Raw genomic sequence first — 17,407 nt, forward strand, 5'->3', positions numbered from 1 at the left:
GGGCGGCCGGACGGAGGGATCGGGGCGATCAAGGGGGGCCGTTTCATGAACACGAGCCGTCACGGAGGAGTCGCGCGGCGTCAGAACCTGAATGTTTCAGGACTATTAACAAAGCGGTGTGATTCAGCCATCTGGCCGCATCCGGTGAGGGAGAACCGCTCTGTTCCGGGGTTTGCACGGAGAAACTCCGTGACTTCACGCCACTGATTCAACACGCAATGTTACTCAAACCTGTGGGTTCGATGTGTATTTCGGCGGCGGACTCGGCAGAGTGGCGCTCGCCGCTCCCGGCACTACCGGGCCGGAGCCGGCAACCCGACCAATCGAGCGGAAGGATGCACACAATGCGGACCACCGCGCGCTGGGCAGCGACCATCGGCCTCACTGCCGCCGCCGTCTGCGGACCCCTGACCGGGGCCGCCGTCGCCACCCCCGGCGCCGCCCCGGCCTCGCTCTACGCCCCGTCGGCCCTGGTGCTCACCGTGGGCCACGGCGACAGTGCCGCCCTCGCCACCCCGGAGCGGGCCGTCACCCTGACCTGCGCCCCCACCGCCTCCGGCACCCACCCGGCCGCCCCCGAGGCGTGCGCCGAGCTGCGCGGCGCCGGCGGCGACCCCGGGGCCCTGAAGGCCCGGGACGACGTGATGTGCACCAAGCTGTACAGCCCGGTCGTGGTGACGATCGAGGGTGTCTGGCAGGGCCAGCGCCTCTCCTACGAGCGCACCTTCAGCAACAGCTGCGTCAAGGACGCCTACGGAAGCAGCCTCTTCTCCTTCTAGGCTCCGGCGCCCCATGGACCGGGATCGCGCGGTTTCCCGTGGCACGCCGGAAACAGGTCCGCAACTGGGGAGTGCGGCCCCTGGAGCGGGGAGCCAGCGATCTCGCACGGAGGCCGGCGGGCGGAGTGGGGCCGCCCGCCGGCCTTCGCAATCACGAAGCAATCAGCCACCGTCGTCCGTCGGCCTCGGCCCCCGGCGCCGGTGGCTGGTGTCGCACCACGGGAAGCGGCGGCTGCGCCGGCAGGTGCACAGCGCCACCCGGAAGCGGTCCGAGGACACCGTCGTACCGTCCTCCAGCTCCACCTCCACCGGGCCCTCCACCAGCGTCGGGCCGTCGCGCCGCACGCTGATCCTGGTCGGCCGCTCAGCAGGGTCGTTCGGCACGGATCACCACCAGCTCCTCCTTGTCCTCGGCCCCGGCCAGCAGGCCCCGCTCGCGCAGCCAGCCCTGCCGGGAGCGCAGCACCGGGCCGAACGCGATCCAGCGGCGCCGCACCACGGAGGCCTTCAGGCCCGCGCCGCGCAGCATCGTCAGCGTCAGCTCCGGGCCGCTCAGCGCGGAGTGCACGAGCAGCAGCACACCCCCGGGCCGCAGCAGCTCCGGCGCGTCCCGGCAGATCCGGTCCAGCACCAGCCGCCCGTCGTGGCCCGCGTCCCAGGCCCGGGCCCGGCCGCGCGGCCGGCGCCCCGCGTCGGGCGCCGGCACGTACGGCGGGTTGGCCAGGATGACGTCGTAGGCGCGTCCGCGCACCGGGCCGAAGAGGTTGCCGCGCCGGATGCGGACGGGCAGCCGGTTCAGCCGGGCGTTGAGCCGGGCCGTCCACACCGCGCGCCAGGACAGGTCCACCGCGGTCACCTCGGCACCGCGCCGGGCGGCCTCCAGGGCCAGGGCGCCGCTGCCGGTGCCCACGTCCAGAACCTGTGCGCCGGGCCGCAGCGGCTCGGCGGCGAGCACCTCGGCCAGCAGTGCGGTGTCGTCCTGTGGGGCGTACACGCCCGGAAGTACGAGTGCTGTCACAGCGCCCGAGTACCCAGCGTCTCAGGAGCTATGGATCATTTCCCTGGAAATCGGTGTACGCAGTGACGTGCGTCCCGCCCGCCACTCGGGCAGCAACCGCCGCGCGAGCCGCTCCTCCAGGTACTCGGTCGCGTCGATGCCGAAGGCGACGTCGGCCGACAGCTGCGGCTCCTCCTCCAGCAGCCCGGCGATGACCTCGTGGCGGACCACCTGCTCGTGCACGGCGTCCGCCTCGACGTGCTCGTCGTAGAAGAACTCCGCGGCCGGTCCGGCGCCCGTGCGCCGCATGGCCTCGGCCAGCCGGCGGGAGCCGGGGGAGGAGGTGATCTCGACCTCGGCGAAGTGACCGACCAGCGCGCCGCGCAGCTCGCGGTGCAGCCCGAACAGGGACATCAGGTTGACCGTGGCCAGGATCTCGGCGGGGGCCGCGTCCAGGTAGCGGCCGTACGTGGTGTCGAGACCGAGGTCCGTCATCAGGTCGGCGAACAGCCGGGCGTGCACCCGCTCGGCCCGGCCGCCGCCGAACTCGTCGAACTCCACCGCCGCCATCGCCGCCTTGGCGCGGCCCCACAGCCTCGGCAGCACCCAGGCGTGCGGGTCCGCCTCCTTCAGGTGGTACAGGGAGCGCATCGCCGCGTACTCCCGCAGCTGCCACAGCTCGCCCTCGTCCCGCAGGAAGTGCGAGACGCCGGTGCCCTCGACCGGCTCGACCAGGAGGGCGTCCAGGGCCTCCTCCAGGCTGTCGTGCCCGGGGGTGTCCGCCCGCAGCGCGGACAGGAAGCGCCGCTCCAGCGCGGCGCGGACCCGCAGCAGGTCGGGGTCCCACTCGGCCTCGGCCGGGACGCCCGCGAAGCCCCGGTAGTGCAGCTCGTAGCACAGGTACAGGGCGAGCTGGAGATCGTCGCCGTAGGGCTGCGCCTCCTCCGCCCGCGCCACGGGCGGGAGCGGGCCGGTGCCGCGCAGGTGGGCGAGGACGGCGGTGGACAGGGGGCCGCGGGCGGGCGGCAGCTCGGGGCCGGGGCTGTGGTCGTTCATGGGGCACGGGTACCCGGGAGAGGACCGGGTGATCCTCCCGCTCCGGGTGGCGTCCGCCGGCGGGGCGGCGGCGCACCGGGTCCGCCCAGCCCTGCGCCGCCGCGCCCCGCGGACCGTGCGGGCTCAGTCGCCCTGCGACTCCCGCTGCGCCCGGGCGTTCGGCGTGATGGCCTCCCCGGCCTCGCCCCGCTGCCGGTCCTGGTCCTCGTCGCGCGTCTCCGCCTGCTGGAATTCGTGCAGCACCTCGCCCACAGCCGTCCGCCGCTCCTCTTCCCGGTGCTCCTCGCCCGACATGGCTTCTCCCTTCCGTCCCCGGCGCCCGCGGCCACAGGGCGGACGCCGGCCGTGTCGATCCACTCCGGGTACCCGCGGACGGCGCCCCGAGTCCCCGGCCCGGGACACCCCGCCCGGGCCGCGGCCCTCAGGCCAGCTGGCGGCGGACCAGTTCGTGCAGCCGGCCGCCGGTGTCGGCGAGCAGCCGGGCGGGCGGTCCCTGCTGCACGACCTTGCCGCCCTCCATCACGAGGACGCGGTCGGCGTCCAGCACCGTCGACAGGCGGTGGGCGATGACGATGCGGGTGGCGTTCAGCTTGCGGGTGCTGTCGATCACCGTGCGCTGGGTGTCGTTGTCCAGGGCGCTGGTCGCCTCGTCGAGGAAGAGGATGCGCGGGCGGCGGATCAGCGCCTGCGCGATCATCAGCCGCTGCCGCTGTCCGCCGGAGACCGCCCCGCCGCCGGAGACGATGGTGTGCAGGCCCATCGGCATGCGCCGGATGTCCTCGGCCAGCCCGGCCAGCTCGGCCGCCGCCATCGCCTCCTCCGGCGTGTACGGCTCGGTGCCGCAGATGACGTCGAGGATGGAGCCGGTGAAGGGCTGCGCGTGCTGGAGCACCACCCCGCACTGGCGTCGCACCGCCGACCGGTCCAGGGCGGCCAGGTCCTGCCCGTCGTACAGCACGCTGCCGGAGGCCGGCCGGTCGAAGCCGATGAGCAGCCGCAGCAGGGTGGACTTGCCGCAGCCGCTGGGGCCGACGATCGCCACGAACTCACCCGGGCGCGCCTCGAAGGACACCTCGTCCAGCACCAGCGGACCGTCGTCGGCGTACCGGAACGACAGCCGGCGGGCCTCGACCGCCCCCGACAGCGGCCCCGGCCGGGTGCTCGCCGCGGGCACCTCCGGCGCCGCGTCCAGCACCGGCCGGATCTCCTCGAACAGCGGCAGCGCGGCCACCGCCGACACGAACGCGCCGGTCAGCTGGGTGACGGAGGTCAGCAGCATGGTCACCGCCGTGCTGAAGGTGAGGAAGTCCGCGGCCGGCATGGCGCCCTTGGCCGGGCCCGCCAGGAGCATGAACATCACCAGGGTGCACACCGGCAGGTAGACCGCGCCCAGCACCGACGTGAGGTTCTTGATCCGGCCGACCCGCTGCTGGAGTTCCCGGCTGCGGGCGAACTCTCCCGCCCAGGCCGCGTAGGCGTAGTTCTCCGCCGCCGCCACCCGCAGCTTGGGCAGCCCGCGCAGGGTCTGGAACGCCTGGTTGTTCAGCTTGTTGCCGAGCATCACCAGCCGCCGCTGCCAGCGCACCTGCCACAGCCCGAGCCCCAGGAAGACGGCCGCGACGACCACCAGCATGCCGAGCGCCGCGCACGCCATCGGCACGCTGTACCAGAACAGCAGGCCCAGGTTCACCGCGCCGACCGTCACCGACTGCGCGACCACCGGGCCCACGCCCGCCAGCAGCCGCCGGATCGCGCTGATGCCCATGGCGGCGCTCGCCAGCTCACCGGTGGAGCGCCGGGTGAAGAAGCCCGTCGGCAGGCGCAGCAGCCGGTCCCACACGGCCGCCTGGAGCGCCGCCTCGACGCGGCCCTCCAGGCGCAGCACGGTCAGGTTCTCCAGCAGGGTGAACGCGGCCGCGACCACCGCGCTGACCAGCAGCGCCACGCAGACCCGGACGATCAGGCCCTCCTGCGCCCGGGGCACGTACTCGCCGAGCACCTTGCCCGTCGCGACCGGCACCAGCGCGCCGATCGCCACCGTGACCAGTCCGGCCAGCAGCAGGTTCAGCAGGTCGCCGCGGGTGCCGCGCAGGCTGAACCGCAGCAGGCCGAGCGGGCTGAGCGGGCGGTCGGGCAGCGGCCGGTAGAACATCACCGCGCGCGGCTCGAACTCCTCGGCGTTGTCCTTCTCCACCGGCGTCTCGCGGCCGGTCGCGGGATGCACGGCGACATAGCCGCCGCGCCGCCACAGCAGGGCGACCGGCGCCCCCGACAGGGCACGGTGCCCGACCAGCGGGCCCACGTCCTCCCGCCACCAGCGGCCGTCCAGGCGCACGGCCCGCACCCGGACCCGGGAGGCGAGGGCCACCCGCTCCACCGGGTCGAGCCGGTCGCTGTCGCCGCCGGGTGCCGGTCCGGCGAGGGTGATCCCGGCGGCCCGGGCGACCAGTGCGCAGGCCGCGTAGGTGGCGTCCGCGTCGGCGGCCGTCGCGGGCCGGGCGGACGCCTTGCCGATGGAGGCCAGCAGGGTCCGGTCGGCCTGGGCGCGGACCGCCTCACCGGCCCTGATCCCGGCCGCCGTCCGCGACTCGTGGGTGCGTTCCAGCTCCTCGATCCACCGGTCGAGGGAGGTGAGCAGCCGGTACTGCCGGTCGACCATGCCCTGCCACACCGCCGGGTCCATCAGCAGGTCGGCTGCGGCCTCCGCGCCGTAGAGCGCGCCGTACTGGACGCTGCCCGGCGGCACCTGCATCCAGAACACGTCGTCGTCGGTGACCCCGGCCGGCTCCTCGCCCGCCGACGGGGCCTGGAGGAGGACGGACAGGCCGCGGCCGGCGCCGAGCGCGACGGCGTGCTCCAGGGGGCTGGAGGCGGGCGGCACGTACCGCGGGGTGCCGTACTCGTCGTACGACCAGGTCCGGGTGGCCGCCGGCTGGTACAGCTCCCGCAGGCCGATGCGCCGCACCGCGCAGTCCCGCAGCGGACGCGCCACGAGGGTGTGCCGGGGTCCGGCCACGGGGCCGAGCAGCAGCGAGCCGGCCTCCAGCCGGCCGAGGTGGTGCCAGTGGCCCTGCTCGGCGGCGTCCACCGCGAACAGTTCGAGCGCGCCCGCCGTGACCAGCCACAGCACCTGCGGGCCCGCCAGGTCCAGGCGGCTCAGGCCGCGGCAGTCGACGGGGGAGCCGAGCGCCCCGAGCGCGCCGACGACCAGGTCGCCCTCCGGTACGGAACTCATCTCACCGCTCCCGGACCAGGGCGGCGTAGGCGCCGCCGCGCGCCACCAGCTCGTCGTGGCGCCCGCGTTCGACGACCGTGCCGTGCTGGAGCACCACGATCTCGTCGCTGTCGCGCACGGTGCTCAGCCGGTGGGCGATCACCACGCAGGCGCAGCCGCGCCGGCGCAGGTTGTCCATCACGACCTGCTCGGTCTCCGCGTCCAGCGCGCTGGTCACCTCGTCCAGGACCAGGACACTGGGCCGCCGCACCAGCGCGCGGGCGATCTCCAGGCGCTGGCGCTGCCCGCCGGAGAAGTTCCGGCCGTCCTGTTCGACCCGGCTGTGGATGCCGCCGGGACGGCGCGTCACCACGTCGTACAGGGCCGCGTCGCGCAGCGCCTCCACCACGGCGTCGTCCGGGATCGAGGGGTCCCACAGCGCCACGTTGTCGCGCACGGAGCCCTCGAAGAGGAACACGTCCTGGTCGACGAAGGAGACGGAGGCGGCCAGCGCGCCGCGCGGGATGTCCGCCAGCCGCCGGCCGTCGATGCGGATGACGCCCTCCCACGGCGTGTACAGCCCCGAGATCAGCCGGGACACCGTCGACTTGCCGCTGCCCGAGCCGCCCACCAGCGCCACCTGCTGCCCGGGGCCGACGGTCAGGTCGAAGCCGGTGAGCAGCGGCGTGTCCAACGGGCTGTAGCCGAAGGTGACGTTCTCCAGCTCGACGTGGCCGTGCAGCCGCCGGGCCGAATCGCCGCCGCCGGCGCGGGAGTAGAGCGGGTCGGCCTGGAAGTTCTCCACGTCCTTCAGGCGGGCCACGTCGGCCGCGAAGTCCTGGATGCGGCCCGCCACGCCGGTGAGCCGGGTGAGCGGTGCGCTGAACCGGGTGACCAGGGCCTGGAAGGCGACCAGCAGACCGATCGAGAGGTGGCCCTCGACCGCCCGCAGCCCGCCGATCCACAGGATGAGCGCGCTGTTGACCGTGGCCAGGGCCGGGGCGACCACGCCCAGCCAGGCGCTCGGCACACCGAGCCGCTGCTGTTCCTCCAGCGTGGCGGCGTGCTGCCCGGCCCACTTGCGGAAGTAGCCGTCCTCGCCGCCGGTCGCCTTCATCGTCTCGATCAGCTGCAGTCCGGTGTAGGCGGTGTTGGTGAGCCGGGCGGTGTCCGCGCGCAGCTTCGCGGTACGGGTCGCGCGCAGCCGTACCACCAGCCGCATCGCGGCGATGTTGAGCAGCGCCACGCCGATGCCGACGACCGTCAGCTGCGGGTCGTAGGTGTAGAGGAGCACCGCGTACAGCACGACCACGATCGCGTCGACACCGGCCGCCGCGAGGTCGCGGGCCAGGGTCTCGGCGACCTGGTCGTTGGACTGCAGGCGCTGCACCAGGTCGGCCGGGCTGCGCTGGGCGAAGAACGTCACCGGCAGCCGCAGCAGATGGCGCAGGAAGCGGGCGCTGGAGAGGGTGGAGGAGATGATCCGGCCGTGCAGCAGATTGGCCTGCTGCAACCAGGTCAGCGCCAGGGTGAGCAGCACGCAGACGGCCATGGACGCGAACAGCACGCCCAGCAGGGAGGTCCGGCCGCCGATCAGGAAGGTGTCGATGTAGGTGCGGCTGAGCGCGGGCACGGCCGCGCCGACCGCCACCAGCAGCAGGCTGGCCAGTACGGCGGCGGGCAGCGTCCCGGCGGTGCCGCGCAGCCGGGCCGGCATCGCCCCGAGCACACCGGGCCTGCGGCCGCCCCGGGTGAAGCCGTCGCCCGGCTCCATCACCAGGACGACGCCGGTGAAGCTGCCGTCGAACTCCTCCATGGGCACGAAACGGCGGCCCTTGGCGGGGTCGTTGACGTAGACCCCGCGCCGGCCGAACCGGCGGCCCATGCCGTCGTAGACGACGTAGTGGTTGAACTCCCAGAACAGCACGGCCGGTGCCGCCACCCCGGCGAGCGCGGCCAGGTCCATCTGCATGCCCTTGGCCGTGAGGCCGTAACCGCGGGCGGCCTTCAGCAGGTTGCTGGCGCGCGAGCCGTCCCGCGAGACGCCGCAGGCGATGCGCAGCTCCTCCAGCGGGACGTGGCGGCCGTGGTGGCCGAGCACCATCGCGAGGGAGGCGGCGCCGCACTCGACGGCCTCCATCTGGAGCACGGTAGGCGTGCGGACGGTCCCGCCCGTCGCCCTGGGCACCGCGCGCCGGGCCGGGGCGGCGCGTCGGCGGCCGCGGGTCTGCTGGGCGGTGGCGGTCACGGGAGCAGCCAATCGAGGGGACGCTGGTCGGCCAGCCGGACCGAACCGGTGGCCAGGGTCATGGAGTCGAGCGCGAACGGCGGCCCGTCGGCGGACGACCAGCGGTAGCCGCTCGGGGTGGGGGCCCGGTCCAGGGCGACCAGGACGGCCACCGGGCGCCCCTTCGCGGTGAACTGCTCGCCGAGCTGGCTGTCCCCGAGGAAGGCGGAGACCGACCGGGCGGACTGGGCGGTGCGCTCCACCGCCTTCACCCGGCCGCGCAGCACGCCGTACCGCTGGGCCGGCACCGCGGACACGGTCAGGTCGACCGCGGCGTGCGCGGGAATGGCGGCGGCGCTCTCGGCGGGCACGTACACGGTCGCGTACAGCGGGTCGGAGGCGTGGGCGACCTTCTCCACGGCGGCGACGTCGGAGCCCGTGCGGACGATCTGCCCGATGCCGGCGGCGAGCGCGGTGATCCGGCCCGCGGCGACCGTGCGGACCACGCTCTCGCCCTCGCCGGTACGGACCTTCAGCACCGGTGACCCGGCGGGCAGCCGCCGGCCCTGCTCGGCGAGAACGGCGGTGACCTGGCCGGTGACCGGGCTCTGCAGGACGTAACTGCCCTGCCCGTGCGTCAGGACGGCCGGCGCGCCGACCGTGGAGGCGACCGAGCCGGTCACCGCCCACACGGAGGCCGCCGCCATGACGACGACGGCGACGCACAGCGCGAGCCAGCCCTGCGGGCGGGCCAGCCGCACCGGCAGGTCGAGGTCCTCCGGTGACTGGAGTCTGGCGAGGGCCTGTTGGCGGAACTGCACGGAACTTCCCTCACCTGGGGGGACTTCGGGTACGGCGGGGGCGGGGACGACCGGAAGTCCCGGAGCCCGGGAAGGGCTCCGGGACTCGCGGGACCGGGAGGTGCGGTCAGAGACCGGCGACCAGGTTGGTGACCGGGGCCACGTTCAGGCCGGTGACACCCTCGACGGTGCCGACGACCGTGTCGAGCACGCCGGAGACCGGGGCGATGCCGTTGACGGCACCGGTGACGGTGGTGAGGGCGTTCACGGACAGGCCGCCGGAGACGTTGTCCAGCTCGGCGTCCGAGATCTCGGCGGTCTGGACCTGGGGGGTGGAGTTCATGACGGAACTTCCCTTCATATGGAATGACACAAGGGGGGAGCGGCCCCCTTCTGGGGACAGACGAAGAGCCGCGGTGCGATGGATCAAAGCACGCGCGCAGCTCCGGCTTCCAATCAATCAGGCGCCCCACCTGCGCACTTGTGCCGCGACGCGAGTCATCCGTGCAGGCCTGCGCACGCCTTGTCGGCCACTCCTTCACACGACGTGCGGTATCGGCGCAGCCAACCCCTTGCCCGGCGTCCGGGGAGACCGGCACCGCGCCCCGAAGGCGCCCTCGGGACCGCGCCGATGTGCAGATCGGCCGGTGTTGGTGCGCTGCTTGAGAAGCGGATGTGCAGATTCCCTGAAGCGAGGATTCCGGTACGTGGCCGGAACGGACGGTGATCCACCCGTGACTGGCCGTGCTCTTCCGGTCGGTGGCCCGTCCGCCGCCGGGGACCACCGCGAACCGCCCGTCTTCACCACCGCAACCCGGGCGCCGGCAAACGGAATTGAACGCACCGGGTGGGCCGCCCGTACCTACAGCCATCCAGGCGCCCGATCCACCTTCCTTGCCCCAGCGGCACAGACCCCGGCCCAGGAGGTCGAGCAGTTTGAGTCACAAGCGAATTCCGAAGCGCAAGGCCGCGATAGCGGTGGGCGGTGTCGCGGCACTCGGCGCGGCCGCCCTCCTGCTGCCCAACGCCAACGCGTCCCAGGACGACGCCGCGGGCGGCGCCGCCACCCCCAGGACCCTGAAGGCCACGGACGCCTCGGATCTCGCCGGACGGCTCCAGAGCCTGCTGGGCGACGCCTTCGCCGGCTCCTACTACGACAGCGGCAGCCGGCAGCTCGTCGTCAACGTGGTCAGCGGCGACGGCAGTGTCGTCGTCCAGGCGAAGAAGGCCGGCGCGGTCGTCCACCAGGTGGACAACAGCACCGCCGAACTCGAGGCCGCGGCGAAGACCCTGAAGGCCCGGGCGACCATCCCGGGCACCTCCTGGGCCGTCGACCCGCGCACCGACAGGATCGTGGTCACCGCAGACAGCACGGTCACCGGCGCCCGTTGGCAGACGCTGCGCTCGACCGTGCGGGGCCTCGGCTCCGGCATGGCGACCGTCAAGAGGAGCGCCGGCACCTTCAAGACCTTCGCCTCCGGCGGCGACGCCATCTTCTCCCAGGTGCAGGGCGGCACGGTCCGCTGCTCCCTCGGCTTCAACGTCACCGCCGCCGACGGCACTCCGGCCTTCCTGACGGCCGGTCACTGCGGGGTCGCGGCGGCCAAGTGGTCGGACTCCGAGACCGGCGCGCCCATCGCCACGGTGGACCAGGCGAACTTCCCCGGCGCGGGCGACTTCTCGCTCGTGAAGTACGACGACGCCACCACCCAGGCACCCAGCGAGGTCGCCGTGGGCAACGGGCAGACCGTCCAGATCGACCGGGCCGCGGAGGCCACCGTCGGGGAGACGGTGTTCCGCATGGGCTCCACCACCGGTCTGCACGACGGCCGGGTCACCGGGCTCGACGCCACCGTCAACTTCCAGAGCGAGACCGATCCCAATGGCGTCGACACCGTCACCGGTCTCATCCAGACCGACGTCTGCGCCGAGCCCGGCGACAGCGGCGGCTCCCTGTTCACCCAGGACGGCGGTGCGGTCGGCCTCACCTCCGGCGGCAGCGGCGACTGCACCAACGGCGGTGAGACCTTCTTCCAGCCGGTGACCACGGCCCTCCAGGCGACCGGCGCGACCCTCGGCGCGGGCCAACAGGCCGGTGGTGACCAGGCGGGCGGTGACCAGGCCGGTGGTGCGGCCGATCCGTCGGCCGCCGCGACCGACCCGAGCGGCACGGGCGACGGCACGGGCGACCAGTCCGGCGCCGGTGACCAGGCGGGCGCCGGTGACCAGTCCGGGGCAGCGGATCAGTCGGGCGCTGACGACGGGTCCGGTGCCGCGGACCAGTCGGGTGCCGACGACGGGTCGGGTGCCGGTGACCAGTCCGGGGCGGGTGCGCACGACGGGTCGTCCTCCCTCACCGGGACCCGCTGACGCCCGCACCGCGCGAAACGGCCGCCGGACCGGCGCGCACCCCGCGGCCGCGCGGGGTGCGCCCGGCTCAGCCGCCGCCGACGGCCCGCAGCAGCAGGACGGCCACGTCGTCGCCCCGCTGCCGGGCCGCCGCGCTGTGCCGGACCAGCTCGTCCACCAGGGACTCCAGCGGCCGGTCACCCCGCTCGGCGAGCAGCTCGCCGAGGTCGGCCAGGGCGTCCTCGATGTCGACGCCCGGCGCCTCGACCAGGCCGTCGGTGTACAGGGCCAGGACCGAACCGGGCGCGAGCGCCACCTCGGTCGTCGGGTACACCGCCGACGCGTCGATACCCAGCAGCGGGCCCCCGGCCAGGTCGAGCACGCGCACCCGGCCGTCCGGCCGTCGCAGCAGCGGCGGTGGATGCCCCGCGCGTGACATCACCGCCCGGCCGTTCGCCGGGTCAAGGCGCAGGTAGAGGCAGCTGGCGAAGAGTTCGGTGCCGAGGTCGATGAGCAGCCGGTTGGTGCTGCGCATCACCTCCTGCGGCGGCTGCCCCACCGTGGTGAACGCCCGGACGCCGGTGCGCAGCTGCCCCATCAGCCCGGCCGCCGCCACGTTGTGCCCCTGGACGTCGCCGATCACCGCCGCCGGCAGCGGCCGGGTCGGCACCAGGTCGTAGAAGTCGCCGCCGATCTCCATCCCGTGGGTGGCCGGCAGATACCGGGCGGCGGCCTCGATGCCGGGCAGCCGGGCCAGCGAGGGCGGCAGCAGCGCCTCCTGGAGGCCGTGCGCCAGCCGGTTCTTGGCGTCGTACAGCAGCGCCCGCGCCAGGGCCTGCGCGATCAGCCCGCCGAGGCTCGTCAGAACGGCCCGCTCGTCGGCCGGGAAGGCGCGCGGTTCGCCGTAGGCGAGCACACACACGCCCACCGGCCGGCCCGAGGCGATCAGCGGCAGGTAGGCCCAGGCGGCGAACCCGTCCGGGGTGTCCTGCCGGCCGGGGTACAGCCGCTCCAGCTCCTGCCGGGAGTCGAAGAACGCCGGCACCCCGCTGCCCAGGGCCTGCGTGCCGGGGGTGCGCTCGCTCAGCGGCAGCCCGTCGAAGCGTTCGACGAGGTGCGGGTCGGCGTACCCGCGCTGGCCCAGCACGTGCAGCCGCCCGCCCTGGGAGCCGAGCAGCACCTGGGCCCGGCTGCCCACGGCCGGCGCGACCTCGTCGGCGACCAGCTGCATCACGTCCTCCACGCCGGCCGCCTCGGTCAGCGCCCCGGCCAGGCTCAGCACCTGGGAGATGGTCACCAGCCGCGCCGGGCCGTCCGTCTCCCCGGGCGGCGCGGTCCGCGCCGGCTCCGCGACCGCCCGCGCCCGGCTGATCCGCACGCTCAGCCCGGTGGTGCTCGGGTACAGCCGGAACGACAGCCACTCGCCGGGCGGGCGCAGCGCCACGAAGGACGTCACCCGCTGGCTGAGCAGGGCCGCCCGGTACCGGTCCTCGTACACCGGGTCCCTCAGCCAGGGCACCGACAGCCACGGCAGCGTGCCCACCAATTGGTCGGCCGGCCGGCCCAGCAGCTCGCCGGCCGCCGCGTTGGCGAACGCGATCCGCCCGTGCAGGTCCAGGGAGATCAGCCCGTACGGCAGCCGGGCCACCAGCCGCGCCGCCTCGACCGACCCCGGTGTGCTCGCCAGGCCGCCCGCCACCGGCGCGCCCAGCAGATCGTTCTCCTGGCTCGGCGGGCGGCTCTCCCGGCCGGCCCGCTCCAGCCGCAGCGCCAGCCCGTCGCAGGCCGCCGTCAGCCGCTCGCGGTCCCGGTCGGACAGCGCCGGCGGACGGGTACCGGGCCAGGTCACGAACACCGCGCCGTACGCCGCGCCGGGCGTCGCCACCGGCATCGCGGCCATGGCGAACGGGTACGGCAGGACCATCGCCACGCGCGGGAAGCTGCGGGCCATCTCCTCCTCGCCGCTCACCCACACCAGCCGCCGCTCGCGCACGGCTTCGGCGACCGGGATCGGCGCGGTCAGCCCCACGCGCTCCCAGGGCGCCGCGAACGCCCGGGGCAGCCCCGCCATCACCGCCATCTCCAGCACCGCTTCGTCCGGCCGCAGCAGGTAGACCGCGCCGGACTGGGCGTGGACCTCCTCCATCAGCGAGGTCAGGGCCAGGGACAGCAGCGGCCGGGCGACCCGCGCCCGGTCGGTCGCCGGCGCCTGCCCGGACGTCCGGTGGTCGGACACGGCGACCACCTCCTCGTACGGCCGCGCGCCACCTCGTGGCAACAAGGCTGCCCCGCGGGCGCGAGGGGCGCACGGCGAGCGGCCGGGCGCGCCCCGGTCCACACCGCTGACCTGCGCTTCACGCCCGGGCGCGGCCAGCACATGCGGGTACCCCGCCGATGCGTACTCATGCCCCCACAGTCGGTGCACGGGTGGCGTACGACCGCGCGGCAGTGCGCCCCCGTGCATCGGCGTGGCCGGACTTCGCCCGCGGACGCGGACGCGGAGGGCGTCGCGCAGGGGGGCGATCCGGCCATCGGCGGCCGGGCGGCCGGCCGGGCGGGCCGCCGCTCCGGGTCCCGCGCCGAGGCCCGTGGCCGTCGGCCCTGATCAGAGGCGGTGTGAGCGCCGCGGAAGGAGTTGCTGCCGGACAACCAGGTTTGCCGGCGGCAGGCCGGGGCACACGCGGTCCGACGATCCGGCCGGGCCGTCGAGTCAGGCAGGTACCCCACCGACGTCGCTCTGCGTTCAATCTCAGGGGGTTGCTATCGGGTGACTCACCGTGAAGACTATGGCCGGTTCGATGAAACGAAGGTGTTCTGGAGTGCGCACCGTGCAAATCTCGGAACAGTACGCGTCGGGACCGCGTACCGCGCCGGGACCGCGTACTCTCCCATCTCGTTCTGAGCGTCCGGGTCCGCGGACCCGTGCCGCTACACGTGCCGGGGAGGACCCGCGCAGCGGTTGCGCGGGACGTGTCGCTGGGGGGATTGCCATGTCGGGTCGGTCCAGGTGTCTTGTCTCACCTCGACGGCGGTCCGACGGCAGCTGACCACCCCGGCCCCGCACGGCGCAGCCCTGCGGCGCATCCCTGCACGCACCGACGCCGGGCGTGGGGTCCCGTCCGGCACACCTGCCGTGAGCGCGGGATCCGTGCCGCCCACCCGGCCGCCGGCGGCACGCCACCGCGCCGTGTCCCGCGTCACCCAGCACCACCCGCATGTCAGACCTGCTGTGCCCGCGCGCCGCTACCCGAGGAGACATGGTGACCAGCAATCAACTGAAGGGCGACCCCCTGTTGTTAGAGGCGTTGCCCGAGCGCTGGCGCGGATTACGTGAGGCCGGGCCGGTGCGCCACGACGAGAAACTGGGCGTGTGGCAGGTGGTGGACCACGCCTCCGTGTCCGCCGTACTGGCCGACCCGGCCACGTACTCCTCGGACCTCTCCTCCCTCGCCCCGACCCAGGCCGACTTCGAGACGTTCACCCAGGGCAACTTCGTCGGCATGGACCCGCCCGAGCACCGCAAGCTCCGCGCGCTGGTCAGCCAGGCGTTCACCCCGCGGGTCGTCCAGGGTCTGGAACCGCGCATCGCCGCGGTGACGGCCCGGCTGCTGGACCAGGTGGCCGACCGCGACCGCTTCGACCTCGTCGACGCGCTGGCCTACCCGCTGCCGATCATCGTGATCGCCGAACTCCTCGGCGTCCCGGCCGAGGAGCACCTGCTCTTCCAGGAGTGGGCGAGCGTCCTGTTCGGCGGCGACCAGCTCGGCGAGGCGCCCGACATGGCCGACCTCGAAAGAGCGCTGGAGGCCATCGCGCCCACGGTGCGCGAGATGAACGGCTACATGCTGGAGCACATCCGCAACCGCCGCGCCCACCCCGGTGAGGACCTCACCAGCAAGCTGATAGCCGCCGAGGTGGACGGCGAGCGCCTGACCGACCAGGAGATGGTCGGCTTCGTCGCGCTCCTGCTGGTCGCCGGACACATCACCACGACCGCGCTGCTGGGCAACGCCGTCGTCACCTTCGACCGCCACCCCGGCACCGACGCCGCGCTGCGCGCCGACCCCGCCCTGATCCCGCAGGCCGTCGAGGAGGTGCTGCGCTGGCTGCCCCCCTTCCCCGAACTGGGCCGCCGCGTCACCCGGCCCGTGGTCCTCGGCGGGCACGAACTGCCGGCCGACGCCATGGTCATGACCCACCTCGGCGCCGCCAACCGCGATCCGGCCCGCTTCGAGTCACCCGACGTCCTGGACGTGACGCGCCACCCCAATCCCCACCTGACCTTCGGCCACGGCATCCACTTCTGCTTCGGTGCGCCGCTGGCCCGGTTGGAGGCGCGGATCGCTCTGCGGATGCTGCATGAACGTTTCCCCGATCTTGTGGTCCCCTCCTACGACGAGGTGACCTTCCAGAACCCGGCCGTCCTCATCGGCGTACGCCATCTGCCGGTCGAGGTCAGCAGGCCGTAGGACGCGCCCGGCCCGCCGCTCACCCCAGGGCCGGAAACCTTCCCACCCGCACATGAGACCCATCCAACGGGAGTCCCCTTCTCATGCCCTACCCCAGCACCGCTCCGCTCACCGACCGCCGCCCGTCCCTCTTACGCGAGACCCCGGAGCTGCGCGAGACGCTCCAGGACCGCCTCACCACCCTCGCCCGCGCCCACCGGGTGCCCGGCGCCCAACTGGCCCTGCACACCGGCACAGGGACCGTCCACGTCCACACCGGCATCGCGGACGCCGCCACCGGCACGCCCTTCACGGCCGGTACCGCCGTCCCTCTCGGCTCCCTGACCAAGCCCTACACGGCCGCTCTGGTCATGCTGCTGGCCGACGACGGCGACCTCGACCTCGACGAGCCCGCCGCCGAACACCTCCCCGAACTGCGGCAGCTGCCCGAGGTGACGATCCGGCACCTGCTGAGCCACACCGGCGGCCTGCCCACCGGGCCCGACTCCGACACCGCCGCCACCACCACCGCGAGCCGCTACCTCGCGGCCGTGTGCACCGCCCGGGACGCGCTGTTCCCGCCCGGGACCGACTTCTCCTACTCCAACGCCGGTTACGTCGCGGCCGGCCGGCTGGTGGAGGAGGTCACCGGCATGCCGTGGCACGAGGCCGTCGGCGCGCTGCTCCTCGAACCCCTCGGCACGGTGCCCGCGTTCCTCGGCGACACCACCGCCCGCCGCCCGCTCGCCGCCGGTCACGCCCTCAACACCGCGACCGGCCGGGTGCTCCCCGCCGCCCAGAACCTCGCCGCCCTGGAAGCCCCGGCCGGTGCCCTGCTGGCGAGCGCCGCCGACCTGGCCGCCCTCGGCACCGCCCTCGTCGGCCGGCCCGGAGTGCTGCCGCCGGCCGTCGCCAAGGAGATGCGCCGGCCGGAACCCGCCGCCCGGCCCGGCGCCCTCGCGGACGGCTGGGGCCCGGGGCTGGCCCTGTACCGGCAGGACGACCAGCTGTGGTGCGGCCACGACGGCAACGCCCAGGGCACCTCCTGCCACCTGCGGGCCGAACCCGACAGCGGCCTGGTCGTCGCCTTCACGGGCAACTCCGGCGGCGCCACCGCGCTCTGGCGCGACCTCACCGACGACCTGACGCGGCTGACCGGTGTGCGGGTGCCCGCCGCGGCGTCCCCCGCCGCCTCCGAGCGGGCCGCCGCCCCCGTGGACCCGGCCGACTGCGTCGGTACCTACGCCAACGGCGGCATCGAGTACCGCATAGCGCTCGGGCCCGACGGCGTCCCGACCCTGTCCGTCGACGGTGACCTGCCGATACGGCTCATCTGCCGCCCCGACCTGTCCTGCGACCTGGTCGACCCCGCCACCGGCCGCCACGAGCCCGGCGGGCGCTTCCACCGGGACCCCGTCACCGGCACGGTCGACCGCGTGCAGATATCCGGGCGCACGGCACGCCGGACCGCCGCCGCCTGACCTCCGCGGCACCGCCGCGCGCCCTGGCCGGTGCCGGCACCGACCACTCCACCGCT

13 protein-coding genes are annotated in these 17,407 nt (G+C 74.4%); 4 read left to right on the plus strand and 9 right to left on the minus strand.

Going from position 1 to position 17,407, the window contains the following annotated elements; translation table 11 throughout:
- Positions 1-344: 344 nt before the first annotated feature.
- Positions 345-779, plus strand: coding sequence for a protease inhibitor (locus tag ACZ6CZ_RS04710; protein ID WP_469014565.1), 435 nt, complete (start codon positions 345-347; stop codon positions 777-779).
- 162 nt (positions 780-941) lie between these two features.
- Here ACZ6CZ_RS04710 and ACZ6CZ_RS04715 read toward each other — a convergent pair whose 3' ends face one another.
- From ACZ6CZ_RS04715 to ACZ6CZ_RS04750, 8 genes are all read right to left on the minus strand, one after another.
- Positions 942-1,163: a CDGSH iron-sulfur domain-containing protein gene (locus ACZ6CZ_RS04715; RefSeq protein WP_469014568.1), complete on the minus strand. Its 222-nt coding sequence runs from the start codon at positions 1,161-1,163 to the stop codon at positions 942-944.
- Positions 1,144-1,773, minus strand: coding sequence for a HemK2/MTQ2 family protein methyltransferase (locus ACZ6CZ_RS04720; protein ID WP_469014571.1), 630 nt, complete (start codon positions 1,771-1,773; stop codon positions 1,144-1,146). Before ACZ6CZ_RS04720 ends, ACZ6CZ_RS04715 begins: the two co-directional genes overlap by 20 nt.
- 45 nt (positions 1,774-1,818) lie before the next feature.
- Positions 1,819-2,832: an iron-containing redox enzyme family protein gene (locus tag ACZ6CZ_RS04725; RefSeq protein ID WP_469014574.1), complete on the minus strand. Its 1,014-nt coding sequence runs from the start codon at positions 2,830-2,832 to the stop codon at positions 1,819-1,821.
- A 123-nt stretch (positions 2,833-2,955) separates the two neighbouring features.
- Complete coding sequence (locus tag ACZ6CZ_RS04730; RefSeq protein WP_469014577.1) at positions 2,956-3,126, minus strand: hypothetical protein; 171 nt, start codon at positions 3,124-3,126, stop codon at positions 2,956-2,958.
- A 127-nt stretch (positions 3,127-3,253) separates the two neighbouring features.
- The gene (locus ACZ6CZ_RS04735; RefSeq protein ID WP_469014579.1) at positions 3,254-6,067 is read right to left on the minus strand and encodes an NHLP bacteriocin export ABC transporter permease/ATPase subunit; all 2,814 of its coding nucleotides are present in this window, start codon (positions 6,065-6,067) and stop codon (positions 3,254-3,256) included.
- 1 nt (position 6,068) lies between these two features.
- Positions 6,069-8,186, minus strand: a complete 2,118-nt coding sequence (locus ACZ6CZ_RS04740) for an NHLP family bacteriocin export ABC transporter peptidase/permease/ATPase subunit (protein ID WP_469016520.1) — start codon at positions 8,184-8,186, stop codon at positions 6,069-6,071.
- 104 nt (positions 8,187-8,290) lie between these two features.
- Entirely contained in the window at positions 8,291-9,094 is an 804-nt protein-coding gene (locus ACZ6CZ_RS04745; RefSeq protein WP_469014583.1) for a hypothetical protein, read from the minus strand.
- 106 nt (positions 9,095-9,200) lie between these two features.
- The gene (locus ACZ6CZ_RS04750; protein ID WP_469014586.1) at positions 9,201-9,416 is read right to left on the minus strand and encodes a type A2 lantipeptide; all 216 of its coding nucleotides are present in this window, start codon (positions 9,414-9,416) and stop codon (positions 9,201-9,203) included.
- A 593-nt stretch (positions 9,417-10,009) separates the two neighbouring features.
- On the opposite strand from ACZ6CZ_RS04750, the gene ACZ6CZ_RS04755 reads away from it, so the two are divergent.
- The gene (locus tag ACZ6CZ_RS04755; protein WP_469014588.1) at positions 10,010-11,443 is read left to right on the plus strand and encodes a S1 family peptidase; all 1,434 of its coding nucleotides are present in this window, start codon (positions 10,010-10,012) and stop codon (positions 11,441-11,443) included.
- A gap of 67 nt (positions 11,444-11,510) precedes the next feature.
- Here ACZ6CZ_RS04755 and ACZ6CZ_RS04760 read toward each other — a convergent pair whose 3' ends face one another.
- Entirely contained in the window at positions 11,511-13,667 is a 2,157-nt protein-coding gene (locus ACZ6CZ_RS04760) for a SpoIIE family protein phosphatase (RefSeq protein WP_469016523.1), read from the minus strand.
- 1,012 nt (positions 13,668-14,679) lie between these two features.
- Between ACZ6CZ_RS04760 and ACZ6CZ_RS04765 the strand changes: the two genes are divergently transcribed.
- Positions 14,680-15,891, plus strand: coding sequence for a cytochrome P450 (locus tag ACZ6CZ_RS04765; RefSeq protein WP_469014590.1), 1,212 nt, complete (start codon positions 14,680-14,682; stop codon positions 15,889-15,891).
- Positions 15,892-15,974: 83 nt separating this feature from the next.
- Entirely contained in the window at positions 15,975-17,351 is a 1,377-nt protein-coding gene (locus tag ACZ6CZ_RS04770; protein ID WP_469014593.1) for a serine hydrolase domain-containing protein, read from the plus strand.
- Positions 17,352-17,407 lie beyond the last annotated feature (56 nt).

The organism is Streptomyces sp. NPDC041135, from assembly GCF_055592085.1.